The following is a 24,542-nucleotide window of genomic DNA, read 5'->3' as shown; positions in this document are numbered from 1 at the left end:
TTTCACCGCAATGCAGCGGTTAATATCGGAGTTATAGGCAGGCTGACGACCAGATCTGGTCCAACTTATCTTTCAGGGCGTTTTCTTTATGACGCAGCCCTTTTCTTTGCAGTCTATGGCGGCTTTGGCCCAGCAGTTGCAGGTTTGCGAAGCCCGTTGTCGCACCCTGTTTGACTACGCTCAGCTCGGCATCGTGTTGGCCAATGCTGAGAGCTATTGCCTTGACGCCAACCCTGCCGCATGCAAGATGTTTGGCTACAGCCACGAGGAATTTGTAGGGTTGCACGCCTCTGATCTGGTGGTGCAAAGCGAGGGGCAAACCGTCGAAGCCGCTCTAGAGGCCATTCACAGTGGAGCTGACTACCAGCAAGAATGGCAGCTTCGCCGCCCAGACGGCACTCTGTTTGCGGCGGAGGTGATTGCTGCTCCAATGCCCGACGGGACGCTACTGGGGCTGATTCGCGATCTGAGCGATCGCAATCAGGCTCAAACCGACCGCCAGTATCTAACTACCCTGATTGAGACGTCTCCCGACGCCATTGTCAGCAAAGACTTGAATGGCATCGTCACCAGCTGGAATGGGGGGGCAGAGAACCTGTTCGGCTACACCGCCGCCGAAATGGTCGGCAACTCGATTATCCAGATCATTCCAACGTATCGACACCAGGAAGAAGTTTTTATCCTAGAACGGCTCCGTCGGGGCAAACGGGTAGAGCAGCTAGAGACCCAGCGGCAGGCCAAAGACGGGCGCTTGATTGATGTCTCCATTACCGTATGGCCAGTGCGCAGCGCCAGCGGGACGATCATTGGCGCCGCAAAAATTGCTCGCGACATTACCGTGCTAAAAGCGCGTGAGCGCGAGATTATGCGCATGTCGAGACTCTACGCGGCCCTAAGCCAGATCAACCAAGCGATTGTCTGGGCGACCGATCGCGACCAGCTTTTTCAAAAGGTGTGCCAGGTGCTGGTAGACGACGGCGGCTTCTGCATGGCCTGGATCGGGTGGCACCGCCTAGACCCCGATGGGCTAGAGCTGATGGCGGCCTACGGCGACGACGGCAGCCGGGTGCCTAGCCTGCTAGCCGTCGATGATAGCCAGTCGCCAGTCTCTGATCGGTCGGTTGGCTTGGCTGCTATAGCCCTGCGATCGCAGCAGCCCTACATCTGCAACGATGCCCTCAATGACCCGGCAACCAGCGCCTGGCGCGGCGCGATCGCCCACGGCAAGTTTCGAGCCTCAGCCCACTTTCCGATCTGGGCAGATGGGGCTGTAGCGGGAGTGCTCAACGTCTACGCCGAGCAGCCTAATGTGTTTCACGACAAAGAGACCGCCCTGCTTCAAGAAGCCGCTGGCGATCTCTCCTTTGCCCTCAAAACCTTTACTCGCGACGCTGCCCGCCGTCAGGCCGAGCAGGCCCTCCGCGACGAAAAGCGGTTTGCCGACATTATGATCGAGAGCATGCCTGGCCTGCTCTACTTCTACGACGCCGAGGGGCGCTTCTTGCGCTGGAACGAAACCTTTGAACGAGTTTCGGGCTACTCTGCCGATGAAATCGCCCAGATGCACCCGCTCGACTTCTTCGCAGGCGACGACAAAGGGTGGCTAGAACAGCGCATTGAACAGGTCCTAAGGGACGGCAAATCGTCCGTTGAAGCCAACTTTGTCGCTAAAGACGGCACCGCTACCCCCTACTTTTTTACCGGGCAGCGCGTGCAGTTTGACAACACTTGGTGCTTAGTGGGGGTCGGCATCGACATTTCGGAGCGCCGGCGAGCAGAAACCCGTTTGGCCGAAAGCGAGCGCAAATACCGCGAGCTGGTTGAGCATGCCAACAGCATTATTTTGCGCTGGAACTCCGGTGGGTACATTACCTTTCTCAACGAGTATGGCCAGCGCTTTTTTGGCTATAGCGAGGCCGAAATTCTCGGTCGCCACGTGATGGCAACCATCGTGCCGCCCACCGAAAGCAGCGGCCGCGACCTACAGCAGCTGATCGCCGACATTTGCGCCGACCCCAGCGCCTTTGAGCAAAACATTAACGAGAATGTGCGTCGCGATGGCCAGCGCGTCTGGGTTGCTTGGACCAACCGCGTTGAGTTTGATGCCGAGGGGCGGGTGGTCGAAATTCTCAGCATCGGCACCGACATGACCGCCCGCCAGCAGGCCGAGGCCGAGCGCGAAAAGCGGCATCGGGCTGAGGCGGCCGATCGTATCAAATCGGCCTTTTTGGCCACCATGAGCCACGAGCTGCGTACCCCGCTAAACTCGATTATTGGCTTTACGGGCATTATTTTGCAGGGGTTGGCCGGGCCTCTCAACCAGGAGCAGAGCAAGCAGCTGACCATGGTGCGCACCAGCGCCCGCCACTTGCTGGCCCTGGTCAACGACGTGCTCGATATTTCTAAAATCGAAGCTGGGCAGCTAGAGGTGGCCCGCGAGCCCTTTGACCTGCACCAGTCGATTGCCAAGGTGCTGGCGATCGTGCAGCCCCAGGCCGAGGCTAAAGCGCTAAATCTGCGCGTTGAGGTGGCTCCCAACCTGGGTGAAGCCTTGGCCGATCAGCGGCGGTTTGAGCAGGTTTTGCTCAACCTGCTGAGCAATGCGATTAAATTTACCGATCGCGGCGAAGTCGCCCTGACGGCAGAATTGGTTCATGAACTCCCTAGGACTAGCGCTGCCCCAGCGACGCTGCGGTTGCGGGTATCTGATACGGGCATAGGAATTAAAGCCGAGGATTTGCCCACCCTATTTCAGCCCTTTCAGCAGATCGACTCGGGGCTGGCGCGCAACCACGAGGGTACAGGGCTGGGTCTGGCAATCTGCCGTCGCCTGATTGACCTAATGGGGGGCGCTATTCAGGCCGGGAGCACCTGGGGTAAGGGCAGCACCTTTACCGTGACGCTGCCGCTGCAAGCACCGGAGACACCATGACAAAGACCATTCTGTTAATTGAAGACAATCCTCAAAATCGCTATTTGGCGCAGTTTTTGCTGGAGCATCGGGGCCACAAAGTTCTTCAGGCAGAAACCGGCCCCGAAGGGCTGAAGCTAGCGGCGATCGCCCGCCCCGACCTGATTTTGCTCGACATTCAGCTGCCCGGTATGGATGGTCATGCCGTAGCCCGCGCCCTCAAGAGCGATCCGCAGCTCAAACTAATTCCCATTGTGGCGGTGACCTCCTATGCCATGGTGGGCGATCGCGAGAAATGCCTGGCCGCCGGAGCCGAAGGCTACATCGAAAAACCCATCGACCCCGAGTCCTTTGGCGATGAAGTGGAACGGTTTTTGCCCGCTGCCCTAGGAGGTATCGCTCCATGAGCCCGGTGCTGATCGTTGACGACAACCTCGAAAATCTCTACCTGCTGCGCATGCTGCTTCAAGGCCACGGTTACAGCGTGGAGGAAGCTCACCACGGCGTCGAAGCTTTAGCCAAAGCCCGCCAGCAGCTCCCTATCCTGATCATCTCTGACCTGCTGATGCCGGTGATGGATGGCTACACCCTGCTGCGCCAGTGGAAGGCCGACGACCAGCTCAAGGCCATTCCCTTTATGGTCTACACCGCCACCTATACCGACCTTAAAGATGAGCGCCTGGCCTTTGACCTGGGGGCCGACGCCTTTTTAGTCAAGCCGGCTGAACCAGAGGCGTTGATGGCCAGCATCACGGCTCTACTGGCCAACCTTGACCCCGCCCAGTCTTCGGTGCGCCAGCCGCAGATCGAAGAAAATGCTCTGCTTAAAGACTACAGCGAGGCCCTGTTTCGCAAGCTAGAGCAAAAGGTCGAGGGGTTGCAGCAGACCAACCGGCGACTGGAGGCCGAAATTGCTGAACGCGAGCGCACTGAGGCTGCCCTGCGTGCCAGCGAAGTCCGCTACCGTCAGCTGTTTCAAGCCATCACTGATCCGCTGTTGGTCTACGATCGCACCACCCTGATCTGCCTGGCCGTCAACGATGCTGCCGTAGCTGAGTATGGCTATAGCCGCGACCAGTTTTTGACTATGACCATTCGAGACCTTTATCACGCCGAGGATGTGCCCGCTTTGATGGCGCGGTTAGCTCAGTCGGGCTCATCCCTTGAACGTCGTGGTGTCTGGCGACACCAAAGGAAAACCGGCGAGATTATCAATGTCGAAATCTCGGCCTACGGTCTAACGTTCGCCAATCACTCTGCCTGCCTGGTGCAGGCCCGCAACATAACCGAACAGCAGCGACTCGAAGAACAGTTTCGCCAGGCCCAAAAGATGGAGGCCATCGGTCGGTTGGCGGGAGGTATTGCCCACGACTTTAACAACCTAATTACCGTGATTAAGGGCTACAGCGAGCTTTTGCAGAGCCGCATGGCCGGCGATGACTCCGCTGCCCAGCTGCTGGGCGAAATCTACCAGGCGGGCGAACGGGCGGGCGCGCTGACCAGCCAACTGCTGGCCTTTAGTCGTCAGCAGGTGCTAGCCCCTCAGGCGCTCAACCTCAACACCGTGGTCAGCAATACCGAAACTATGCTGCGCCGTCTGATTGGCGAAGACGTGATTTTAGCCACCACCCTGAGCCCTACCCTCGGCCCAATTAAAGCTGACCCTGGCCAGATCGAGCAGGTGTTGATGAACCTGGCGGTCAACGCTCGCGACGCCATGCCCCAGGGCGGCACCCTGACCCTGGCTACTCAGACCGTGCAGCTGGACGAAGCCTTCTGCCGAACGGTGGCTGACCTGAGCCCCGGCGACTACGTGCTGCTGACGGTGAGCGACACGGGCTGCGGCATCGACGCTGCCACCCAGGTCAAAATGTTTGAGCCCTTCTTTACCACCAAGCCGGTGGGTAAGGGCACCGGTTTGGGGCTGGCCACGGTGCACGGCATTGTCAAGCAGTCGGGCGGCTACATTGCGGTAGAGAGTGCGGTGGGCCAAGGCACGAGGTTTCAAATCTACCTGCCGCTGGTGGCTGAGCCGGTGTCTGAGGGGCGATCGCAGGGGCGATCGTCCACTCTGCCCCAGGGCACTGAAACCATCCTGGTAGTCGAAGATGAAGATGCCGTGCGCGCCTTAGAAATTCACATTTTGCGGCGGTGTGGCTACCAGGTGTTAGAGGCCACCAACGGCCAAGATGCTCTGCACCTGATGGAGCATGAGCCGGGCCCCATTCACCTGCTGCTGTCCGATGTGGTGATGCCCCATCTGGGGGGGCGCGAACTGGCCGCCCAGGTGACTCGCACCCAACCCCAATGCAAGGTGCTGTTTCTCTCTGGCTACACCGACGATGCCGTAATTCACCACGGCGTTTCGAAGGCCGATGTCGCCTTTTTGCAAAAGCCCTTTACCCCGTCGGCGCTGGCCCAAAAAGTGCGGCAAGTGTTGGATGGGGAGGCAGGGTCTAGGGTTTAAGGTCTAGGGACCAGTTGTTTACCTAGGGCTTCAAATCTTCAGGATCTTCTGTTACAGATTGACAAAACCAGGTACAAAACTTCAATAGGTGAACTTTCTAGAACCTGATCAAGCAGGGGGTTAAGGTCGCGTTAATCTGGGGTTAGACACAGCTGAGTCACTTCACATCAAGCTCGTCACGCCTTCAAGCTATAGGCTTTTCTCTACATGCCATCGCACCATGGCAAGGAGTTTATTATGGCTCAAAACGTCCTTTCAGGCCGACGTAATGTAGCGCTGGTCGGCACCTATTCCAGCGGCAAAACAACTCTTTTAGAGAGCATTTTGTCTGTCACAGGGGCCACCACTCGCAAGGGCAGCGTCGATGAGGGCAACACCCTCGGCGATAGCTCCCCGGAGGCCCGCACCCGCCACATGACCGTAGAACTCAATGCCGCCAGTACTCAGTACGGCGGCATTTGTTTTACGTTTGTCGATTGTCCCGGCTCGGTGGAACTGCAGCAGGAGACTAACCATGCGCTGATGGGGGTTGATGCGGCGATCGTGGTCTGCGAAGCTGACCCCAACAAAGTGCTCACCCTCTCGCCCCTGCTGCAATTTTTAGACGCTTGGGAAATTCCCCACCTGATCTGGATTAACAAGCTCGATCGCGCCAACGGCACCTTTGCTGAGGTGCTAGCGGCCCTGCGTCAGATCTCCTCTCGACCAGTGATTCCCCAGCAGTACCCAATTCGCCAAAACCACGAGTTAGTAGGCTTTATTGATCTTGTTACAGAACAAGCCTTCCACTACCATCCTGGCGCTCCCGCTGATCCGGTGCCGCTGCCCGCCGCACTTCAGGTCGAAGAACAGACCGCCCGCGCTGAGATGCTGGAAGCCTTAGCTGACTATGACGACCATCTATTAGAAGAACTGCTGGAGGATATCGCCCCCCCTGAAGAAGAAATCGTCCATGACCTCAAAATGGAGCTGGGAGCCGATTTGATTGTGCCAGTGTTTATCGGTGTGGCCCTCAACGATTACGGCGTGCGCCCCCTGCTCGATGCTCTGGTGAAGGAAGCCCCGGCCCCAGAGGTCACCTGCGAGAAGCGGGGCATCACGTGCGAGACTGATACCCTAGCCCAGGTGCTCAAAACCTATTACACGCCTCAGGGCGGCAAGCTTTCCCTGGTGCGGGTCTGGTGTGGCGAACTCAAGGATGGGGATAGCCTGAACGGCGATCGCATGGGCGGTCTCTATGACCTGATGGGCACCCAACAAACCAGCCTCACCCGAGCGGAGGCCGGTCGCATTGTTGCCGTAGCCCGTTTGGAAGGTGCCCAAACCGGCGACACCTTGACCCACAGCGGCAATCTCGACACCCTGCTGCCCAAGGCTCCGGTGATTGAGCCGGTCTACGCCCTGGCCATCACTTCCGTCAAGCGCAGCGATGAGGTTAAGCTCAGCGCTGCCCTGACCAAGCTGCTCGAAGAAGACCCCTCGCTCTTTTGGGAGCAGCACGGCGACACCCACGAGGTGATTCTCTGGGGACAGGGGGATGTGCATCTAAATTTGGCGATCGATCGCCTCAGCCGCAAGTACAACTTGCCTATGAGCACCCACCTGCCCCAGGTGCCCTACAAAGAAACCATCCGTCAGGCCAAAGAGGCCGTCCACGGGCGCTATAAACACCAGAGCGGCGGTCACGGTCAGTTTGGCGATGTCTATCTGTCCATTCAGCCGCTGCCGCGCGGCGACGGCTTTGCCTTTAGCGACACCATTGTGGGCGGCGTCGTGCCCAAGCAGTATATTCCCAGTGTCGAAACCGGCGTGCGCGAATACCTCGACCACGGGCCGTTGGGCTTTCCGGTAGTGGATGTGGCGGTGACGCTGACTAATGGCTCCTACCACAACGTCGACAGCTCCGACAATGCCTTCAAACAGGCGGCCCGCATCGCTATGCAGGAGGGCCTGGCGGCCTGCACCCCCACCCTGCTCGAACCCATTGACCTAGTAGAAATTTCGGTGCCCAGCAGCTATACCTCTAACGTGCTGAAGCTGATCACCGGCAGGCGTGGGCAAATCTTTGGCTATGAGGGCAAGGCCGACTGGCCCGGTTGGGATGTGGTCACTGGCCACCTGCCCCAGGCCGAAATGCAAACCATGATCTTGGAGCTGCGGTCACTGACCATGGGCGTAGGCTTCTTCAAGTGGACCTACGACCACCTTGACCCGGTGCCGGAGAAACTCACCGAGCGGATCTTGTCGAGTACGGGGGGCGATCGCTAAACCCTAACTCCACTTAAAAATCCCCTGGGTAAATGCTTTCGTAAAAGCCCCAGGGGATTTTAATGGAATTTAGCTAGCTTTTAAGCAGTTGAAGGAGCAGATACTGGCGCGATCGCAGCCTCAAGCAATTTGCCCAACCTTAGCCCTAGTGGCTTTAGCTCTCGGTCAGGCAAACCCCTTAGTTGGTGCGCTGACGCTTTTGCAGCGCCTCCAGCATCTGCTGCTTGACGGCTTCAGCCCAGAGGCTGAAGTCTTCTCGGTTTTCTAAAGCGTTGCGAGCTGAAGAAGAGGCAGAGGCCGATTGCGATGTTTTCAAGGTGGTCATGGCGCTGTACAGAGTTGCTAATATTTCTGATATAGCAAATCTACCAGGGTGCTAGCCGTGCCATTATGCGCCCCTTGCATTGGCCTGGCTGAGACCTGCATAGCGCTTGGAAATTCCCTAGGTTTGTGTTGATTTCCTAAAATTTCTCGGCTTCGGCCAGGGCCTTGGCTTTGTTGGCGGTGTAGATCTGCACTCGATCTTGAGCAACGGGGTAGCGCTCGTCCCCAGGTGGCACCTCGGACATTAGATCGGCTGCCCGCTGCCAGCGCACCGCTAGATCTAGCCAGGCGGCAGCAGTGGCAGCCGACTTACCGTCTTCCACCGACTGCTGAGCAATGCGCACCGCCAACACGAAGGGATCCTGCCCCGTGGGCACCTCTGGAGCTGGGGTGGGAGGCGGTTCGGTAGTGGGGGCAACCTGCGACCCCAACGGCAGCTCAACGCCCAGCCAGTCTTTAGTCGCCCATCCCACTAGCAGCAGCAGCAGTGCCAAACTGGCACCGCCAACTAACCCGCGCCAGAAGGCGCTGCGGCTCGAGGCCGGCTTTTTTTTATACACATCATCTAAAAACGGGTTGCGCTGGCGAGGAGCGCGCAGGTCACGCCACAGCCGGGCTATCGGGTTGGGCTGTTTGAGCACAATCGGCTCTGACCAGAGCAGGCTGTTTTTGGGGTCACGCTTAATTTCATCGAGCCACAGCAGCTGCTGCTCTTGCACAATGCGGCTGTTGATATTGACCTTGTTAATGCCCCGTGGGCTAATCGACTCCAGCACGTTGCGCACCTGGTCAACTACCGTCTCCCGAGGCAGGGCATCGGCGCTGGGGGCCTCGACCAGCAGCTGCAAAATGCCGCTGTCTTGAATGGCGCGGGTGCGAATGCCCTCGTCAGCGAAGTGCTCATTCAAAATTTGAATGATGGCGGCTACACTCCCCTGGCGGGCCTGAAAGTCGATGTCGTCAATGGTTGGATGCATGGTTCCAAGCTGCTGCATGCCACGGAGTTCCGCAGCATAGCGCAGGTATAAACGGCTGATCCCGAAATTATATCAACCGCTGTCCAACCTGGAACGTTCTCTCTTGAGGCACAAGATCCCTGGGCGCCTTCCTCCCTGCTGCATCCAGCTTAGGGAAGTCCAGCGGCGGCTGGCAACCAGGGTTATAGCAGGTGCTGAAAGCGGTCTTCTGCACCGATCTGCTTCACCGCCGCCTTGATATCTTGGGTACGGTCTTTGCGCACAATTAAAGTGGCATTGCCGTCGCGCACAATCACCACATCCTCTAGGCCAATGGTGACGATGACCTCATCGGGGTCGGCGGAGTAAACAATGCTGCCTTCGGTATCAAGAGCGACGTGGGTGGCTAAATCGACATTTTTCTCGCCGGGCTGCTTTAGCAGGCGCTCCACCGCGTTCCAGTCGCCCAGGTCATCCCAGCCAAAGGTGACGGGCATGACGTAGGCGCGATCGGTGTGCTCCATGACAGCGTAGTCAATGCTGAGCTTGTCTAGGCCGGGGTAGGCGTCAACCCCTTCCGCGATCAGGGCCTGCATCAGAGCGGGGGCGTGGGTTTTCAGCTCGTTGACCATCACCCTGGCGGGGAAAATGAACATACCGCTGTTCCAGCTGAAGCGACCGCTGTCGATGAAGGTTTGGGCGGTGGGGGCGTCGGGCTTTTCGGTAAAACGGCTGACGGTATAGGCGCTGAGGCTGCCGTAGGTGCCGGTGGCCTCCCCCTGCTCGATGTAGCCGTAGCCGGTGGCGGGGTAGGTAGGGGTAATGCCCAGGGTGGCGATCGCCCCCTGACTAACGGCTAGCTCAGCCGCCGCCGTTAGGGTTTGGCAAAACGCCGCTTCGTCAGCAATCCAGTGGTCGGCCGGGAAAAAACCCACCAAAGCGTCATCGCCGTAGCGCTGGGCGACCTCCAGGGTGCCCCAGGCCACTGCCGGAGCGGTATCGCGACCTACTGGCTCGACCAGCAGGTTGGCTTCGGGCAGTTCAGGCAGCTGTTCACGCACCCGATCGGCCAAGTGAGCGGCGGTAATCACCCACATATTTTCCCAGCCGTTGGCCAGGGGCAGCAGGCGATCGGCGGTGGCTTGCAGCAGGCTGCGATCGCTGCCGTCTAGACACAAAAACTGTTTAGGACGGGCCAAGCGGCTCACCGGCCAAAACCGCTCGCCCTTCCCCCCTGCCAAAATAATAGGAATTAACGCCGCCATAAAATTTCCCCTGGACTTTTAAGTCATTAAGTCATAACGGCGGCCTCACAACCACCTGCATAAGTGGCTCAATCCTATCCTTTGGAATGAGATTTCAGGGCAAAATTCGCTTAATATTGATTAACACATTAACCTGCTGCAAAGTTTTAATAGGGTGTTAGGGGGTGTCCCTGATCCTGTCTTTGAGCGTTAAAATTTGGGTCTAAAACCATGCTGAGGCTACATTGGCCAATCGTGGCAGGGGCTATGGTGGTAGGGCGTCGCAGCAAGTCAAGCAGGTATTCATGACAACCCCTTTGCAGAATGTCGACCCTAAAGAAAGCCGCTCTACCGACCCTGAGCAGGCCGAGCTTGTAGCTTTAGACGGTCAACCATCTGCACCAGCCTCCTCTGCTGACCAATCATCCCACCCCCCCGGGATGGCCCGACGTCTGGTTAAATCGCTGCTGTGGGGTAGCCTATTTGTCGGTACGGCTGCGGTTTCGGCTGCGGTTGGGGCGGTGATTTCCCTCACGGTACCATTGCCTGACTTTATGGGTGGCAACACCAACCGCGCCGCCAGCTTTGGCGATCTATGGCAGGCGGGCTTTCGCTACCAGGTGACGCGTCCGGTCAACATTTTGGTGATGGGCATTGACGAAGTTCCCGATGCCCAGCCCAACTCGGACGCCGTGTTTGCTGGTCGTACCGACACCCTGTTGCTCGTGCGGGTCGATGCCGAATCCGGTACCCTCAACGTCATGTCTATCCCTCGCGATACTCGCGTGCAAATTCCAGGCTTTGGGATGGATAAAATCAATCAGGCCAACGTACTAGGTGGCCCAGAACTGGTCGCTCAAACCGTGGGCTACAACCTGGGCAACATTCAAATTGATCGCTACGTGCGGATCAACACCAGCGCTTTTCGAGAAATGGTTGACCTGGTAGGGGGCATTGAGGTTAATGTGCCCACCCGCATGGAGTACACCGATCGCACTCAGGGCCTCTATATAGATCTGTATCCCGGCTGGCAAACCCTCAACGGCGACCAAGCCGAGCAGTTTGCTCGCTACCGCAAAGACAGCGGCGATATAGGCCGTGTGCAACGCCAGCAAATGCTGCTAAAGGCTCTGCGCGAGCGGTTGACTAACCCCGCTGTGCTGCCCAAGCTGCCCCAGGCGCTGCGGGTGGTGGAGCGTTACGTCGACACTAACCTCACCCTGGAGGAAATGCTGGCGATCGCCAACTTTGGCCTCGAAATGGAGTCTGACCAGCTGCAAATGGTGATGCTGCCCGGTCGATTTAGCACCCCAGCTGAGTTTAACGCCAGCTACTGGCTCCCCAACTGGGAAGCCTCGGCCACCGTCATGCAAAACTTTTTTCAGGCCGAAGGGGTGAGCATTTACGCCGACAACTCCCAGGGCAACTATGTGGCCGATCTGTCTATTGCAGTGCAAAATGCCTCTGGCCAGCCCGATCAGGCTGCCTCGGTAGCCAACTACCTGCGCGAGAACGGCTTTAGCAATGTCTACATCATTGATGACTTATCAACCACCATGGCCCGCACCGAAGTTGTGGCTCAGCGCGGCGATGTCGAGAGTGCCCGTACGGTCGAGTCATTGCTAGGAGTAGGGCTGGCCCTGTCGGAGTCAACCGGTGACCTCGACTCCGACATTACAATTCGGGTCGGGCAAGACTGGGTTGAACAGGCCACTCAAACATTAGAGACCGAGCCTCAGGAATAGACTAGGTGTTGCCCAGCATCTTCAGCTCTGGCCCATCTATGTCGAGCCTTTATCCACTGCAAGCCCAGGATGAGCTGGCCCGCGATCGCAACCGCCTCGCCGCCGATCGCTCCCTCCTATCCTTTGTGCGCAACAGCCTCACGCTAATTGGTCTGGGCCTGGGTCTTGAGCAAATCTTGGTGGCGCTTGGTGCCCACTACGGTGACCGTGGCATTGATGGATGGGCCTATGGGCTGAGCCTGGTGTATGGCGGTCTGGGGGTGCTGAGCCTGGGGTTTGCGATCGCCGACTATCAAGCTGAAAGGGCGCACCTGCGATCGCCCCACTATCGATACCGGCCCCGCTGGTCTGTGGCGGAAGCTACGGGACTAGCAATTTTTGCGACCGGTGCCGTGGCTTTGGGCTGGTTAGGGTTTAACCTGCTGGGGTAAGAAACAACTACGGCAGCACCAGCGTTACCCCTAACCCGGCTATTCCTGCTAGCACAATGGCAACCACCGCCCAATGATTCAGCGTTTTGATCGACAGCAGCACATTGCCCTGCTGCTCAAGGGCGTTGAGAGTTAGTCGGTGCTGCACCAGCGCCAGCCCCAGCAGCAATAAACCCATGCCCACGAACCCCAGACCCACCAGGGTCGGATTTGGGTTCGCTATGATGGCTGCTGATGCAGCGTGCCGCCGCAGGCTGCGCGTAACTTGTTCATAGGCCACGCCAAACCCAATCAAGCCCAGGCAAATTCTACTCCAGGCGTTTAGGGTACGTTCGGCAGCAGCGCGGTTGCGTTCCCGAGCTAGCTCGTTGGTGATGTTCATCAAAGGAGATGGAGGGGCATCACTCATGGGTAAAATTGCCGATTGAAGCGATCGTTGGCGGGTTGAAAGGTTGATAGTTTGAGACAGGCAATGCAAATGGCAGAACCATGCTCGCCGCTGATTTTAACCCCTAAATTAGGGTCAACCACGCAGCACTAAAAAGTGACTCGGGCTCAACATTGAGCCAACCTGAGCGTAGGATAGTTTCGCTGAGCCGCTTGTTTGTCTACCATTGCTGGTGCTGCCATGAGCCTATCTGACCCAGAGCCTAACCCAGCAACAGAATTGGCCAAAGAGCGCAATCGCGCCGCTGAAGAGCGCACCTTGATGGCCTGGATTCGCACGGCCCTGGCCTTGATTGGCTTTGGCTTTGGGATTGAACGCATTGTGGCAGCCATTCACCAAACCTTAGGAGACGGGGTGAACCCCCTGCGGTTGACTCGAATTTTAGGCCTATCCTTTGTGGCCTTAGGTACCTTGGCGCTGTTAGGTGCCGCCCTCGATCACAACCATCAGCTCCAGCGCATTCAGCGCAACGATCTGGTCTACCGATCGCGGCGGTCTCCGGCCCTGGTGGTGGCCTACATTTTGGCTGGGCTAGGGGCGATCGCCTTTGTAGGCATTTTAATTAGTCCCTTAGTGCCTTAACGGTAACCTAGGCTACTTAGCGCACGGCCACAAACCCAACCGTCTGACAACAATAAACCACCGTCAAGAAGCGCGAGACGGTTCAAAAAACCATTTTTTCCCTGAATAGAAAAGCCGTCTATTTGCCCAAATCATTTAGGGGCAAGGTGTAACAATCTCGGCAAATATGTTTACAAAGCCAGACATTTCTTAGCCGCTTTTCAGATTACTAAGGCTGCCTTAGAGCGGGTGTAAATATCACAGCAACCCCTGCGAATAAAGGTTAAATGATTCAGGAGACCCAATGTGATTTATTACCTTGAGTCTAGGATGAGAAGGGAAATTTAAAAACCAGGCGTCACATGGACTCTATGCAAACCCAGGTCAGTCTTTTGACAAATAAGATTGACGCCCTGCATCACATGATTGATCAGGTCAACGATCAGGTTGCAGCCTTAATCGCGACTCAGGCCTGTTCGGTTACCCCCGGCGAGCCAGGTATCAGTCGCTTTGCCTACGGCAACGCCCCCCGCCACAGCCCCAGTATGTTGGACAGCGTTTGCGAGCACAAAGATATTTTGCTCGACAGCAGCTATCTCGATTTAGACCGCCAGAGCACCGAAACCAATTTTTCCCAGGACGTACAAATTCAGCGACTAACGGCCCAGCTCACAGCGGCGTACAACCGCATTGCCGCGCTAGAAGAGCAGCTATTGGCTTCCCGAGTCCATTAGCCAAACCCATCAAATGGCAAGGGCAATTCAGGTATAGAACTGATGCCCGCCAGTGGATAAACTCAATCTTGAATGTAGGGTTCGCCAGCGCTGAGAGCAGCTTCGGCCCGCATAAATTCGCGCCCTAAGTAGGCCGCATGATCGAGATAGCTGATAGGGCAGGGACGCTCTGGATCTTCAAAAATAGCGATACAGAGTTCTTTGGCTGTGCGACCGCTATAAGTGCAGGTGGGCACACGCTCTATAGTGCCACGCACGGGTAGGGGTTTGCCGGTAGCGGGATCACAGGCCAACCCTTTGTCGTTAATGATATTGGCAAAGTGCTTAGCGCAAATCAGCCCCAGCTCTACGTCTAAATAGATTAAAAAATAGCCCGCTGGGTCCAGCTCAATGTAGCGCTTCGAGAGCTGGTCATCGAGGGCCTGGCGCTGGGCTTTGTCGATGGGCTGGATGCTAGAAGGTAGAGTCATCGCAGGTTAGGCCACCGCGATCGCGGCCTGGTAATACAACGTTAGGATTCTCTATGGTAACGCGCCGAGCTGCCGCCTCAATTTTCTGATGATAGGTCAACCTTCGAGGCTATAAATCGCTTGAGGAGTGGCTTTGCCCTTGAGCGGTAGTTCCCCTAAAAACCTACAGCGATAATCGGAATCGAACTCAAGCACGTGATGGGTAGCGGCATCGAGCAAGATTTGATTTTGGCTGGCCTGACTCATCAGCCGGGCGGCGGTGTTGACCGTATCCCCCAGCACATTAAACTCGCGTCGGCCTCGGGGCTCACCAATCTCTGCCGCAAACACTGGGCCGTAGGTCAACCCCATGCGGCAGCTAATGGGTAAGGGCTGGCCCAGCCGCATGGGCTGCCACAACTGGCTCACCAACGTACGAATTGCCAGCAGGGTTTCGGCGGCCCGCAGGGGAGCCTCAGGATCGGGGGCGAGCACGCCAAAATGAATTAGCAGCTCTGAGCCTACTGAGTGGTAGGTCACCTTTTGCAAAATGCCGCGCCGCCGTTCTACTGCGCCGTTGATGAGGGCAAAGGCATGGGAGAAGCAGGTGACAATGCCGTCAGTATCGTTGGGATAAGCGGTATCTACTGCCTCTGGCAGACCCATTAAATTAACAAAGGCTACTGCCGCCGTAGGAAAAGCCGGGGGAATACGGCGAGCGGCAGCGGTATTGACAAGCAACTGGAGCACTGGGCGAGGCAAATAGCTAGCCAAGGGCTCAACGGTGGCGAGGCTAGCCTGAATTTCACCGATTAGGCCGGGCACGCTGCGGTCAAACAACATTGAGCTGGCTGTGCGGCGGCGGCTTAGAGTGAGGTCGTACTCTCCCAGGGTTTTAGCATTCAGGTCGTCGACCACCAGCCAGCTAGGCCCAGGGTTAGGTTCTAGACTCAGGTGGTGGGCCGCAGGTTGAAGGCAGTCATACCCAGCCTGGCTAAGGCATACTCGGCCCACTACCCCGGCCCCTTCGGTCTGCTTGGCCACCAGCACCGGCTGTCCCAACAGCACGTGGGCTCGGCGCAAAGGGGTACCAATATCTGCCGCTACAAACTGCCCCGGATGAATGCCTAGCCGCATGCGCAACGATAGAGGGCCCTGAGCGGTTTCAATGGCAGAAAAATTCTCCATGGCTCGCTGCATTCGCAGACCGGCATAGACGGCCTGCATTATCTCAGCGTTGTCGCCGCCAGACTGATAGGTCTCGTGGCGAAACTGCACCAGTATGGCATCTCCGGTAAACTCCAGCAGGTTGCCGCCAGCTTTGCTAACCAGCTCTACCATCCGGGCAAAGTAGTCGTTGATTAAGGTGAGCAGAGTCTCGGCCCCAGCTTGTCCTGCCGCCGCACTGGCCGCAAATAGCGGGGTAAACCCAGCTAAATCAGTAAATAATAAGGTGCCGCGATGCCAGCAATGGCGTATCTGAGGACTAAGGGGTGGCTGATGGGCTACGTCGCGAGGCAGGTAGTCGATCAAAATATGCTGTAGGGTGCGCAGATGGTCAAACACCTTGACCAGGGTTTGCGCAGAAGGGTCAACCCATAGGGCCGCGTATAGGTCAGCAGGGGCTAGGTCTCGCAGGCTGCGCTCAATGCTATCCAGTTCTGCCACTGACCCTATCCATTGCTTACTCAGCCGAACAAATCTGCTCTTCTAGGGTGCCCGCCTGTGCTGTTGCTATACCCGAGCTGTTTAGGCCTAAGTCTGAGGGCAGAGGCTATCCCCTGGAGGTAGTTTAAGGGGTAGCTCGGCATTGATAGCGTCAATTTCCTGCTGCTCGAGTTCGTTGACCTCAGCGATGTAGCGGGTCAGGAGGGTTTTCATGCGAGGCGAATAGAACCGATGCAGGCTGTAGTTACCCAGGGCTGGAAAGCCCCTTCGTTTTTTGTGGCGTCCCCCCGCCCCAGGATCGAACAGGGTAATGTTGTTAGCGATCGCCCACTCGATCGGCGCGTAGTAACAAGCATTGAAGTGCAGATTGTTCATCTCCATCGTTGAGCCCCAGTAGCGGCCGTAGAGGCGATCGCCCTTGGTCAGGCAGAACGACATGCCCATCGGGTCGCTGTCGTCTTCGCTATAGGCGGCAAAAAACACCATGCGGTGGCGGTAGTCGTGGTGCAGCAGGTGAAAGAATTTGCGGCTCAGGTACTTGCTGCCCCACCAGCCAAACTTGTCGCAGGTGTCGGCATAGAAATCGTACATCTGGTCGCACAGGGTTTTACTGATGGCATCTCCGGCGATCGCCTCTAGACGTAGGCCCGCCGTCGCCATCGACTTGCGCTCGCGCTTGATGTTGCGCCGTTGGTTGGCGTTAAACATGCCCAGGTAGTCGTCAAAGTCTTTAAACCCATGGTTTTGCCACACGTAGCTGTGGTGCAACCATTCAGCAAAGCCTAGCTGGGTCATGGTGGCCCGCCACTCGGGGTCGACGTAGAGAAAGTGGCAGCCAGAGATGTTGTTGCGATCGCAAAACCCGTCAATCACCTCCACCATGGCCCGAGTGACGATCGCTTCATCGGCGTCGGGGGCAATCAAAAATCGATAGCCCTCCGTTGGGGTAAACGGCGCCATGCCCAGCAGCTTGGGATAATACTCTACCCCTAGACGCTCAGCCAAATCGGCCCACTGGTGGTCAAATACAAATTCGCCCCGGCTGTGGCCCTTCAGGTACATGGGGGCTGCCCCGACCAGGGTTGTCCCCTGCCAGAGAGCCAGATGACAGGGCAACCAGCCCGCATTCGCTCCTACACTGCCCGATCGCTCCATATTGTGCAGCCAGCTCCACTCCAGAAACGGTGTAACTAGGGGCTGGGCCAGTTCGTCCCACACGGCCTCGGGAATCTCATCAATGGAGCGCAGCCAGGTGGCGGTCAGCGACGGCACAGAGGGATAGCCCATGGAAGATTAGTCAGTAGGAGAGGGTTGGTTATTCTCCAGGGTAAAGGAATTTCCAGACCCTTGCAGAGGTGGGGGCAGGACCCGATAGTGCAAAAACACCTCCCCCCCTATCGCTTCATGGGAGAGCAACTGTAGCCGGGGAGCCATCGCCGCCAAAAAACCTGCTCCCTCTACCGGGGTCGGGGCCGTTGTGCCTCCTAAAATCAGCGGGCACACCGTTATAAAGATGTCGTGGACGCAGTGGTGGCTCAGTAGCTCTGCCACCAGCCCGCCCCCGCCTAGGAGGGCCAGATGGTCGATGCCTGCCGCTTTCAACTGGGCTAAAATCCAGGGCCAATCCCAGGGCTGGGTTTTGGCTTCAGGCACTATCCAAATGTGCTCGAACAGTCCCGTTTCTGTCCAGTGCTGAGCCCCATCTGCAGTGGTGACAAGCCCTCTAGGTACCGGCTGCTGAAAGTACCGAAACTTGGGGTCGAGATTGCCCGAGGGCGACCAGACAATCTGCACAGGTTGGTTGGTTTGGTGCCGCTGTCGCCGCTGGGCCAAGAGGTCTGGGTTGCGTACGCTCAAGGTGGTGCCGTAGGCCCGCAGGGTGCCCCCCCCAAACAGCACCCCGTCCGCCGCTGCCACTTTTTCCTCCAGGTGAGCCAGGTCAGCCGCTGAAGAAAACCGGGCGGCACCGCGCTGGGCATCGGCAATTTTGCCGTCCAGGCTCATGGCCAGCACCAGGGTGATGTGAGGCAGGGTTGGGTCGGGGGCGATCGCCAAGGGCAAGGGCTATGGAGCGTATCTCTTCTCTAGTTTACCGAGGCTTCTAGAACCGCAGGCTGGCTTTCACCTAGATCCCAGCTGCTATGGCATTTCCAGCTTTGATTGGTCAGCTGCTGGTAAAACCGCATTTCCCACTGGGTGGGAGTTTTCCAGTCAATGGCTGCTTTTGCCTGGGTAACTATGGCCTTATTGTCTTTGCGGTTAGAGCCATAGGCCAGGGGTAAACCCAGCTCATCCTGAATGCGGAGAGGCATTTTGCGGGTGGGCGACTTCACGGTGCAGGCAAAATTCACCATCACCTGCTTCAGCCAAGGAGAGGTAATCGCCAGACCACTCCAGTCGGGTTTGACTACTAGACCTTCTAGGGTCACCACCGGAGTGGGGCGCGCTTTTAGGCCGCGGTTGTAGGCGCGATCGAGGCTGCGGGTATAGATCGGGGCCGCACCAGACTGTTCTTCAAAGCCTTCAATTAGCAAGCAGCAGGCATCTGGGCCTTGCTGAAGGGGGGCTGCTGTCTCTCTGTGCTCGGCTAAGAACCGCTTGATCTGCTCGGCTAGGCTTCCGGTCGGGCAGACGTAAATTGCAAACTTGGTCATAGGGCATTCCCAGAGAAACAGCGAACTGGGAAGTACGGTAGGCAGCCTGCTCTAGCCCACTGGCTGGATGCAGACGCTAGGGATAGAGGCAGGACAACGACTATACCTCTATATAGCAGCTTAGACTATGAATGCTCGAATGCTGTTAATGGGGCATTATTATTTACTTAAGAATCCCGGTTTTGCTAATCCTACGGTCTTTAGCAACTGGGCACGTCAAAGGCATTTTCGATGTAGTCTTGCAGCGTTAGATAGCGAACATCATCCACTGAAAGGTGCTTGGCAGGGTTGGTTGGCGGTTGCTGACCACGGCGGCAGGCCACCAGGGCCACGTCAAATCGGCAGGTGGCCTCGGCCCACTGGGGATGCTTGAGCAAGTAGAGCTGGGCAGCTCTCCAAAGTTTGGCCTGCTTACTGCGGGTAATTGCCATCAGGCCGTAGGCATCCCAGTTGCCCTGGCTGCGAGTTTTGACTTCGACAAAGGTGAGCTGACCGCTGGGGTTAGCGGATCCCCAGGCCATTACCAGATCGAGCTCGCCCCAGGGACAGTGCCACTGGCGATCGCACTGTCGCCAGCCCTGGGTCGTTAGCCAGTTGGCCACTAGGGTTTCACCCAGGGTGCCCAGTTCGGTCTTGGTAAGTTCGGCGGTCATGGCAGGATGCTCCCTGGGCAGCATTCTTTAGCGTGCCCAGGGGGTGCGGGGCGATCGCCCTACCAATGGTTTCTACCGATAGTTGGTAAACTGCACCGCCACGGGCCAGTCTTCCTGCTTTACTAGCTGCATCGCCTGTTGCAGGTCATCCTTAGACTTGCCAGTAACCCGCACCGCATCCCCTTGAATCGCAGCGGTCACCTTTTTGAGGTTGTCGCGGATCAGCTTAGTAATCTGCTTACCCATCTCCTGCTCGATGCCCTTTTTGAGGGTGATGGTCTGGCGTACGCGGGTGCCGCTGGCTGCTTCCACATCACCGAACTCAAAGATCTTGAGGGAAAGATTGCGCTTGGCTGCTTTCTGATACAACAAATCTTTGACCGCGTCCAGGGTCATGTCGCTGGCGGTTTCGATGGTGATGGTGCTGTCCGCCAACTCAATGGAGGTTTTAGTGTCTTTCAGGTCGTAACGACTGATCACATCCCGCCGGGTTTGGTCAAGGGCGTTGACCAGTTCTTGGCGGTCGAAATCGCTGACGATATCAAAGGAAAAGCTAGAAGCCATAGGTACCGTTGAGTATCTGCGCACCAACAGACTACATCAAGGCCGACCGACAGCTCAAGACATAGAGGGTGAAGGTGCTCAGGTTGGCGACCCCAAACATCAGCGATCGCCCGAGCGGCACATTCGCAATGTAGGCCACCGGGTACAGAGTGCGGGCAGCGAGGTAGGCGATCGCGGCCCCCAACGCCAGCCCTGACTGCTGTTGGGTGACATAGGCCATCAGCGCCGCCGGGGCAAATAAAATCATTGATTCAAAGGCATTTTCGTGGGCCCAGGTAGCCCGCTGTGCATAGGGGGGCAACTTGGCCAGCATGGTCCGAGGGGCGGTCTGGTCGTAGCCCACCGCAAACCGCCCGTAGCCCACGACTAGAAAGGGTAGATAGACTAGCAAAGCTGCCAGCCCAATGCTAACCAGCAAAAACCCCGGCATAGACAGCAAAGATGCCATGAATTATTGTCCTCAATAACTTTTTTGCTGTAACTCCAATCGTTAGTCGAAGTAAAACAGCGTCACAATCTTGCGCTGGTCTTCCGCATCCTGGCAGGTTTTCAGCAGAGTATGGCTGTCGTGAAAGGCAAAGCAGACTAGCTGTTGACAGCGAGAAATAATCTCCTGGTTGCACAGCGAACTCGCCTCTGCCAGAGACATGGCATCGTTGGCCGGGTTCTCGACCAGGTGCATGACCTGCTCTAGCTGATCGCGCGACTCGCGAGGCTGGCGTTCTAGGCTCTGGGGCAAAATTACAGTGAGCAGGTTGGGATCGGCCTGCATTGCTCCCTTAATGGCGGCGGAGTTGGTGCCAGTCGCCCCCGAGGTGATGATGCGATTACCCCCGAGGGCCAGCGCATAGGTCATCAGCTCGATGAGTTGCTGGTGGGTAATCGGCACATGGCGCGACCCCAAAATAGCCACCCGCTTGGAACCTGACTGTTGAATAGCCGCAAGTTCCTGCAAAAACGTGTCGACTTTAGCGGATTCGAGCGACGCTTCCATGGACTGACTCAAAGGCTGCACCGAATGCGAGAATAACGCGCTTCATTGTATCAGACCAACCGGGTTAGGCTACACTCTGTCCCCAGGTCAGCAGACCTCAGGTGGCCGAAACCGGCAGTTTGAGCTCGAGCAAGTGCAGCAGACGGTCTAGGTCAAAGTTGGTAGCTACCAACTCTTGAATGCACTGTACCTTAATAGGCTCATGCAGGCGCACTTGGCCAAACAGCTCGTCAATGCGCTCCACCGTAGACAAGGTGTCAGAGTCAACGGAGACAATCGGTACTTCCAAGTCTGAGGCGCGCTCTAAGATCTCCCGGGAAGGGGGAATTTGGCCCGTTAGCACCAAACACTGGGTAGAGGTTTCCAACGCCGCAAACTGGATGTCGGTGCGATCGCCCCCGGTCACCACCGCCATGTTGGTGGCTTTGCGGAAATACCGCAGGGCTGAGTTCACGTTCATGGCTCCGATGGTGAGAGTCTCCACCATTAGGTCAAGGCGGTTAGAGCAGCACAGCACCTCAGCATCAAGCCGAGCGACAATCTCGCGCACGGTAATGCTGCGCATAATGGGCGAGCGCGGCAGCACCGCCAGCACCGGAATTCCCTGGTTTTCTAAGAAGGGACGGGCCAGCTCAGCGCAGGCCTTTACCGCATCCGTAGGCACATCGTTAATAATCACTCCAATCAGGTGCGACCCCAGCTGAGCCTTAGCAGCCAGCAGGCGATCGACCAGCAGCAGCGAATCGTAGCGCGTCACTAACAGCACCGCGGCGTCAATATCGGCAGCAATGTGGGCCACAGACAGGTTCAGCAGCGTCCCCTCAGTGAGATTGCCAGGCCCTTCCAGCAGCAGTAAGTCTTCGCCCCGCTGCTCGGTATAGTCCAGCAAGCTGTAGCTTGCTGGAGGCTGACCGTTCAGCGCTAGGCGATCGGCCACAGTAGCTTCGGTCAACGAAATAGCCGGAGGGTAAAATCGCGCCGCTGACAGCCCTAGCGTGTCAACAATGAAGTCTAGATCCGGATCCTTTCCATCCCCGTTGGTCGAGTTGCCCATGGGTTTACCAAACCCAACATCCATGCCCAACCCCTGAAGCTGGAGCCCAACACCCAGTAAAATTGCCGATTTGCCGCTATACGACTCGGTTGAACCAATCACCAAACGCTTTGCTGAACTGGGCACGCCACAAGTCCTCCATGGGGTAATGCACTGCTCCCCGACCCCAACGACTACAGAGCACCCTAGTCAACCAGGCCAGTGGGCACAGCACCACCCCCATTCTGCCACCTTATAGGGATGTCAGCGTTAGGCATCTCACTGCCCCTCCGCTCAACCTATCCCTAGAACCTCACTGGCCTTGCGGTTACCCTACTCATCCAATCGCAACAGCTTGCGATAAAACCCTTGGGAAAAATCTGCTGGGCGCTTTTGGCGCAGCGCCACAATCACGTCAAACAAAAAATCCACAAACTCAAAGGTCGCCATCGTAATTTCGTAGCTGAGATCGCTATCACCTTCAAACTGCATGCGACAACGGGTCAAGTCTGCCGGTAGTACAGACACATTCCAGGTAGCTACAAAGGCAATACTATCGCTCCCCTCAATTTGTCGCTCCCCCTCCAGATTGCCCTGTTTATATAGAGAAATGGCGTAAGGCAGCGCGTTACGCTTATTGCCCTGGTAATAGGGCATGTAAACGCTGATATCCTGCTTGCCTGCGGGCTGAATTGCCTCAAACGTCAAACTCATGGGTCTGGCCTTAGGTCAAATTTCAACAAACGAATATTCGGACGGTCATCGAGGTTAGATGCTTAGGATACTGGATACTTACCTTGCCGGGTTGCTAACGATGACGCGACCTAGAACTAGCATTCCCCAGGATGGTATTGGGTGTATCACTAAAATTTTCCGCAAAATCGAGGATGATAGACCTAGGCCGTACTTGGCATGAGGTGCTGATCCGTGATGTGGTCTAGCCACCGTCGTTTTTTGTTGTGATCCCTACTCTGAGTTCATGGTTGATTTTCCCGGACGCTCTTCCCCTAGGCGCTTCCACACTCCGATCAAAGATTTGGAAATCGAAGATTTTCCGGGATTTGCCGGTCGGCGTTCCAAGGCGGCTCTGACCTTGAGTGTGCTGTGGGGCCTTACCGTTGTGCTGCACCTAGTCTCTTGGGGCAGTTGGGTAGTGCTAGGGTTAACGGCCATTCTCATCACCCACGCGCTGCGAATTTTGTGGGGCAGACCTTTGCTGCCGCCGCCGCCGCTGCCCTCGATCACCCAAGAGGTCTCTCACGGTGGTGATGCGATTGTTGAAGGTCGATCTGCGGCGATCGCAAGCTCCCCCTGGGACGCTTGGCCCTACGTCTCTCTTCTGGTGGCTGCTAAAAACGAAGAAACCGTCATAGAACCCTTGGTTGCAGCCCTTTGCCAGCTGGAGTATCCCGCCTGCCGATATGAGGTCTGGATCATCGACGACAACAGCACCGACGGCACCCATCAGCGTCTGCAAAAACTCACCACCCGTTATCCCCAGCTGCGGATACTGCGCCGCCCCGCTGGGTCCAGCGGGGGTAAGTCAGGGGCACTTAACCAGGTATGGCCTAATACCAAAGGCGACATCATTGGCGTATTTGATGCCGATGCCCGTGTGCCCAAAGACCTACTGCGCCACCTAGTACCCTTGTTTGACCAAGCTGAGGTTGGTGCTGTGCAGCTACAGAAAGCTGTGGTCAACCGAGCTAAAAATCTTTGGACCCGTGGTCAGCAAGCCGAAATGGCCCTTGATAGCTATTTTCAGCAGCAGCGCATTAGCCTCGGCGGTATCGGCGAACTGCGGGGTAACGGCCAGTTTGTGCGGCGGGCTGCCCTAGCTCAGTGCGGTGGCTGGAACGAAGAAACCATTACCGACGACCTCGATTTAACCCTACGCCTGCACTTCAGCGGTTGGGAGATTCAGTTTTTGCTGCATCCCGCCGTGGGCGAAGAGGGGGTTGAGCGACCTCTGGCCCTCTGGCACCAGCGCAACCGCTGGGCTGAAGGGGGCTACCAGCGCTACCTTGACTACTGGCGGCTAATTACCCAGCACCGCTTGCCTCCGGCCAAAACCTTTGACATGGCAGCCTTTTGGGTGATTCAGTACGGCCTGCCTGCGGTGGCTCTGCCCGACTTTGCCATGGCCATGCTGCGCCACCGCATGCCGCTGTTCTTGCCCGTATCGAGCCTGGTGCTGACGCTGTCCATAGTGGGTATGTTTTGCGGGTTGCGACGTATTCGGCAACAGCCCGTTTGGGTGAGTGGTCTACAAACCTTGTGGGGTAACCTGTACATGCTGCACTGGCTACTGGTCATCGCTACCATGACGATGCGCCTGTCGGTACGGCCCAAGCGACTGCGTTGGGTAAAAACTATCCATCTGGGTAGCGATGACGATCTCCAAGTCGATCTACCCTAGGCCAGCTGTAAGACAAACT

General features: G+C 57.0%; 24 protein-coding genes. 9 read left to right on the top strand and 15 right to left on the bottom strand.

Annotation, left to right across the window (positions count from 1 at the left end):
* Positions 1–88 precede the first annotated feature (88 nt).
* The 4 genes from H6F59_RS15720 to H6F59_RS15705 all read left to right on the top strand — a co-directional run bounded on the left by H6F59_RS15720 (position 89) and on the right by H6F59_RS15705 (position 7,646).
* The gene (locus H6F59_RS15720) at positions 89–2,932 is read left to right on the top strand and encodes a PAS domain S-box protein (RefSeq protein WP_242021493.1); all 2,844 of its coding nucleotides are present in this window, start codon (positions 89–91) and stop codon (positions 2,930–2,932) included.
* Positions 2,929–3,318, top strand: a complete 390-nt coding sequence (locus tag H6F59_RS15715) for a response regulator (protein WP_190701881.1) — start codon at positions 2,929–2,931, stop codon at positions 3,316–3,318. The genes H6F59_RS15720 and H6F59_RS15715 overlap by 4 nt, the downstream gene beginning before the upstream one ends.
* A complete protein-coding gene (locus tag H6F59_RS15710; RefSeq protein ID WP_190701878.1) occupies positions 3,315–5,378 on the top strand; it encodes a response regulator in 2,064 nt (687 codons plus the stop codon). The genes H6F59_RS15715 and H6F59_RS15710 overlap by 4 nt, the downstream gene beginning before the upstream one ends.
* A 237-nt stretch (positions 5,379–5,615) precedes the next feature.
* Positions 5,616–7,646, top strand: a complete 2,031-nt coding sequence (locus tag H6F59_RS15705) for an elongation factor G (RefSeq protein ID WP_190701875.1) — start codon at positions 5,616–5,618, stop codon at positions 7,644–7,646.
* A gap of 178 nt (positions 7,647–7,824) precedes the next feature.
* Here H6F59_RS15705 and H6F59_RS15700 read toward each other — a convergent pair whose 3' ends face one another.
* The 3 genes from H6F59_RS15700 to H6F59_RS15690 form a co-directional block, all read right to left on the bottom strand.
* A complete protein-coding gene (locus tag H6F59_RS15700; RefSeq protein ID WP_190514575.1) occupies positions 7,825–7,971 on the bottom strand; it encodes a hypothetical protein in 147 nt (48 codons plus the stop codon).
* A 136-nt stretch (positions 7,972–8,107) separates the two neighbouring features.
* Positions 8,108–8,947 (bottom strand): hypothetical protein, encoded by an 840-nt coding sequence (locus H6F59_RS15695; protein WP_190701872.1) that lies wholly within the window; start codon positions 8,945–8,947, stop codon positions 8,108–8,110.
* Between the two features lie 182 nt (positions 8,948–9,129).
* Positions 9,130–10,191 (bottom strand): mannose-1-phosphate guanylyltransferase, encoded by a 1,062-nt coding sequence (locus H6F59_RS15690; RefSeq protein ID WP_190701869.1) that lies wholly within the window; start codon positions 10,189–10,191, stop codon positions 9,130–9,132.
* A 284-nt stretch (positions 10,192–10,475) separates the two neighbouring features.
* Here H6F59_RS15690 and H6F59_RS15685 point away from each other — a divergent pair, with 284 nt between their 5' ends.
* Positions 10,476–11,915 (top strand): LCP family protein, encoded by a 1,440-nt coding sequence (locus H6F59_RS15685; protein ID WP_190701866.1) that lies wholly within the window; start codon positions 10,476–10,478, stop codon positions 11,913–11,915.
* Positions 11,916–11,953: 38 nt separating this feature from the next.
* Positions 11,954–12,346 carry a DUF202 domain-containing protein gene (locus tag H6F59_RS15680; protein WP_190701862.1) on the top strand — a complete coding sequence of 131 codons (393 nt, stop codon included), beginning with the start codon at positions 11,954–11,956 and terminating at the stop codon, positions 12,344–12,346.
* 7 nt (positions 12,347–12,353) lie between these two features.
* Here H6F59_RS15680 and H6F59_RS15675 read toward each other — a convergent pair whose 3' ends face one another.
* The gene (locus H6F59_RS15675; RefSeq protein WP_190701859.1) at positions 12,354–12,755 is read right to left on the bottom strand and encodes a DUF202 domain-containing protein; all 402 of its coding nucleotides are present in this window, start codon (positions 12,753–12,755) and stop codon (positions 12,354–12,356) included.
* 219 nt (positions 12,756–12,974) lie between these two features.
* On the opposite strand from H6F59_RS15675, the gene H6F59_RS15670 reads away from it, so the two are divergent.
* Both H6F59_RS15670 and H6F59_RS15665 read left to right on the top strand, forming a co-directional pair.
* Positions 12,975–13,376, top strand: a complete 402-nt coding sequence (locus H6F59_RS15670) for a YidH family protein (protein WP_190701856.1) — start codon at positions 12,975–12,977, stop codon at positions 13,374–13,376.
* A gap of 371 nt (positions 13,377–13,747) precedes the next feature.
* Positions 13,748–14,089, top strand: coding sequence for a hypothetical protein (locus H6F59_RS15665; RefSeq protein ID WP_199308617.1), 342 nt, complete (start codon positions 13,748–13,750; stop codon positions 14,087–14,089).
* A 62-nt stretch (positions 14,090–14,151) separates the two neighbouring features.
* Here H6F59_RS15665 and H6F59_RS15660 read toward each other — a convergent pair whose 3' ends face one another.
* The 11 genes from H6F59_RS15660 to ebsA all read right to left on the bottom strand — a co-directional run bounded on the left by H6F59_RS15660 (position 14,152) and on the right by ebsA (position 22,812).
* Positions 14,152–14,559, bottom strand: a complete 408-nt coding sequence (locus H6F59_RS15660; RefSeq protein WP_190701852.1) for a DUF4346 domain-containing protein — start codon at positions 14,557–14,559, stop codon at positions 14,152–14,154.
* 96 nt (positions 14,560–14,655) lie between these two features.
* Positions 14,656–16,206, bottom strand: coding sequence for an adenylate/guanylate cyclase domain-containing protein (locus tag H6F59_RS15655; protein WP_190701850.1), 1,551 nt, complete (start codon positions 16,204–16,206; stop codon positions 14,656–14,658).
* Positions 16,207–16,293: 87 nt separating this feature from the next.
* On the bottom strand, positions 16,294–17,493 hold the full coding sequence (locus tag H6F59_RS15650; protein ID WP_190701847.1) for a GNAT family N-acetyltransferase: 1,200 nt from the start codon (positions 17,491–17,493) through the stop codon (positions 16,294–16,296).
* Between the two features lie 6 nt (positions 17,494–17,499).
* Positions 17,500–18,261, bottom strand: a complete 762-nt coding sequence (locus H6F59_RS15645; protein WP_242021492.1) for a RibD family protein — start codon at positions 18,259–18,261, stop codon at positions 17,500–17,502.
* A 29-nt stretch (positions 18,262–18,290) separates the two neighbouring features.
* Positions 18,291–18,860, bottom strand: coding sequence for a hypothetical protein (locus H6F59_RS15640; RefSeq protein WP_190701845.1), 570 nt, complete (start codon positions 18,858–18,860; stop codon positions 18,291–18,293).
* Between the two features lie 200 nt (positions 18,861–19,060).
* Positions 19,061–19,513 carry a YraN family protein gene (locus tag H6F59_RS15635; protein ID WP_190701843.1) on the bottom strand — a complete coding sequence of 151 codons (453 nt, stop codon included), beginning with the start codon at positions 19,511–19,513 and terminating at the stop codon, positions 19,061–19,063.
* Between the two features lie 72 nt (positions 19,514–19,585).
* Positions 19,586–20,077, bottom strand: a complete 492-nt coding sequence (locus H6F59_RS15630; RefSeq protein ID WP_190701841.1) for a YajQ family cyclic di-GMP-binding protein — start codon at positions 20,075–20,077, stop codon at positions 19,586–19,588.
* A gap of 31 nt (positions 20,078–20,108) precedes the next feature.
* Positions 20,109–20,525, bottom strand: a complete 417-nt coding sequence (locus tag H6F59_RS15625; protein ID WP_242021491.1) for an MAPEG family protein — start codon at positions 20,523–20,525, stop codon at positions 20,109–20,111.
* A 42-nt stretch (positions 20,526–20,567) separates the two neighbouring features.
* Positions 20,568–21,071: a DNA-processing protein DprA gene (locus H6F59_RS15620; RefSeq protein ID WP_190514589.1), complete on the bottom strand. Its 504-nt coding sequence runs from the start codon at positions 21,069–21,071 to the stop codon at positions 20,568–20,570.
* Between the two features lie 97 nt (positions 21,072–21,168).
* Positions 21,169–22,251 carry a DRTGG domain-containing protein gene (locus H6F59_RS15615; RefSeq protein WP_190701838.1) on the bottom strand — a complete coding sequence of 361 codons (1,083 nt, stop codon included), beginning with the start codon at positions 22,249–22,251 and terminating at the stop codon, positions 21,169–21,171.
* Positions 22,252–22,437: 186 nt separating this feature from the next.
* Entirely contained in the window at positions 22,438–22,812 is a 375-nt protein-coding gene (gene ebsA, locus H6F59_RS15610) for a type IV pilus biogenesis protein EbsA (RefSeq protein WP_190514903.1), read from the bottom strand.
* A 271-nt stretch (positions 22,813–23,083) separates the two neighbouring features.
* Between ebsA and H6F59_RS15605 the strand changes: the two genes are divergently transcribed.
* Positions 23,084–24,523 carry a glycosyltransferase family 2 protein gene (locus H6F59_RS15605; protein ID WP_190701836.1) on the top strand — a complete coding sequence of 480 codons (1,440 nt, stop codon included), beginning with the start codon at positions 23,084–23,086 and terminating at the stop codon, positions 24,521–24,523.
* Positions 24,524–24,542 lie beyond the last annotated feature (19 nt).

The organism is Nodosilinea sp. FACHB-141 (assembly GCF_014696135.1).
Lineage (GTDB): Bacteria > Cyanobacteriota > Cyanobacteriia > Phormidesmidales > Phormidesmidaceae > Nodosilinea.
Note: the sequence above shows the minus strand (reverse complement) of the source record. Positions and strands in the feature narration are given on the sequence as shown.

Coding starts and splice junctions, on each gene's coding strand:
- H6F59_RS15605 (WP_190701836.1), top strand. CDS start 23,084: ATGGTTGATTTTCCCGGACGCTCTTCCCCTAGGCGCTTCCACACTCCG.
- H6F59_RS15620 (WP_190514589.1), bottom strand. CDS start 21,071: ATGGAAGCGTCGCTCGAATCCGCTAAAGTCGACACGTTTTTGCAGGAA.
- H6F59_RS15700 (WP_190514575.1), bottom strand. CDS start 7,971: ATGACCACCTTGAAAACATCGCAATCGGCCTCTGCCTCTTCTTCAGCT.
- H6F59_RS15660 (WP_190701852.1), bottom strand. CDS start 14,559: ATGACTCTACCTTCTAGCATCCAGCCCATCGACAAAGCCCAGCGCCAG.
- H6F59_RS15680 (WP_190701862.1), top strand. CDS start 11,954: ATGTCGAGCCTTTATCCACTGCAAGCCCAGGATGAGCTGGCCCGCGAT.
- H6F59_RS15650 (WP_190701847.1), bottom strand. CDS start 17,493: ATGGGCTATCCCTCTGTGCCGTCGCTGACCGCCACCTGGCTGCGCTCC.
- H6F59_RS15675 (WP_190701859.1), bottom strand. CDS start 12,755: ATGAGTGATGCCCCTCCATCTCCTTTGATGAACATCACCAACGAGCTA.
- H6F59_RS15710 (WP_190701878.1), top strand. CDS start 3,315: ATGAGCCCGGTGCTGATCGTTGACGACAACCTCGAAAATCTCTACCTG.
- H6F59_RS15695 (WP_190701872.1), bottom strand. CDS start 8,947: ATGCATCCAACCATTGACGACATCGACTTTCAGGCCCGCCAGGGGAGT.
- H6F59_RS15640 (WP_190701845.1), bottom strand. CDS start 18,860: ATGACCAAGTTTGCAATTTACGTCTGCCCGACCGGAAGCCTAGCCGAG.
- H6F59_RS15670 (WP_190701856.1), top strand. CDS start 12,975: ATGAGCCTATCTGACCCAGAGCCTAACCCAGCAACAGAATTGGCCAAA.
- H6F59_RS15705 (WP_190701875.1), top strand. CDS start 5,616: ATGGCTCAAAACGTCCTTTCAGGCCGACGTAATGTAGCGCTGGTCGGC.
- H6F59_RS15690 (WP_190701869.1), bottom strand. CDS start 10,191: ATGGCGGCGTTAATTCCTATTATTTTGGCAGGGGGGAAGGGCGAGCGG.
- H6F59_RS15715 (WP_190701881.1), top strand. CDS start 2,929: ATGACAAAGACCATTCTGTTAATTGAAGACAATCCTCAAAATCGCTAT.
- H6F59_RS15720 (WP_242021493.1), top strand. CDS start 89: ATGACGCAGCCCTTTTCTTTGCAGTCTATGGCGGCTTTGGCCCAGCAG.
- H6F59_RS15625 (WP_242021491.1), bottom strand. CDS start 20,525: ATGGCATCTTTGCTGTCTATGCCGGGGTTTTTGCTGGTTAGCATTGGG.
- H6F59_RS15630 (WP_190701841.1), bottom strand. CDS start 20,077: ATGGCTTCTAGCTTTTCCTTTGATATCGTCAGCGATTTCGACCGCCAA.
- H6F59_RS15635 (WP_190701843.1), bottom strand. CDS start 19,513: ATGACCGCCGAACTTACCAAGACCGAACTGGGCACCCTGGGTGAAACC.
- H6F59_RS15685 (WP_190701866.1), top strand. CDS start 10,476: ATGACAACCCCTTTGCAGAATGTCGACCCTAAAGAAAGCCGCTCTACC.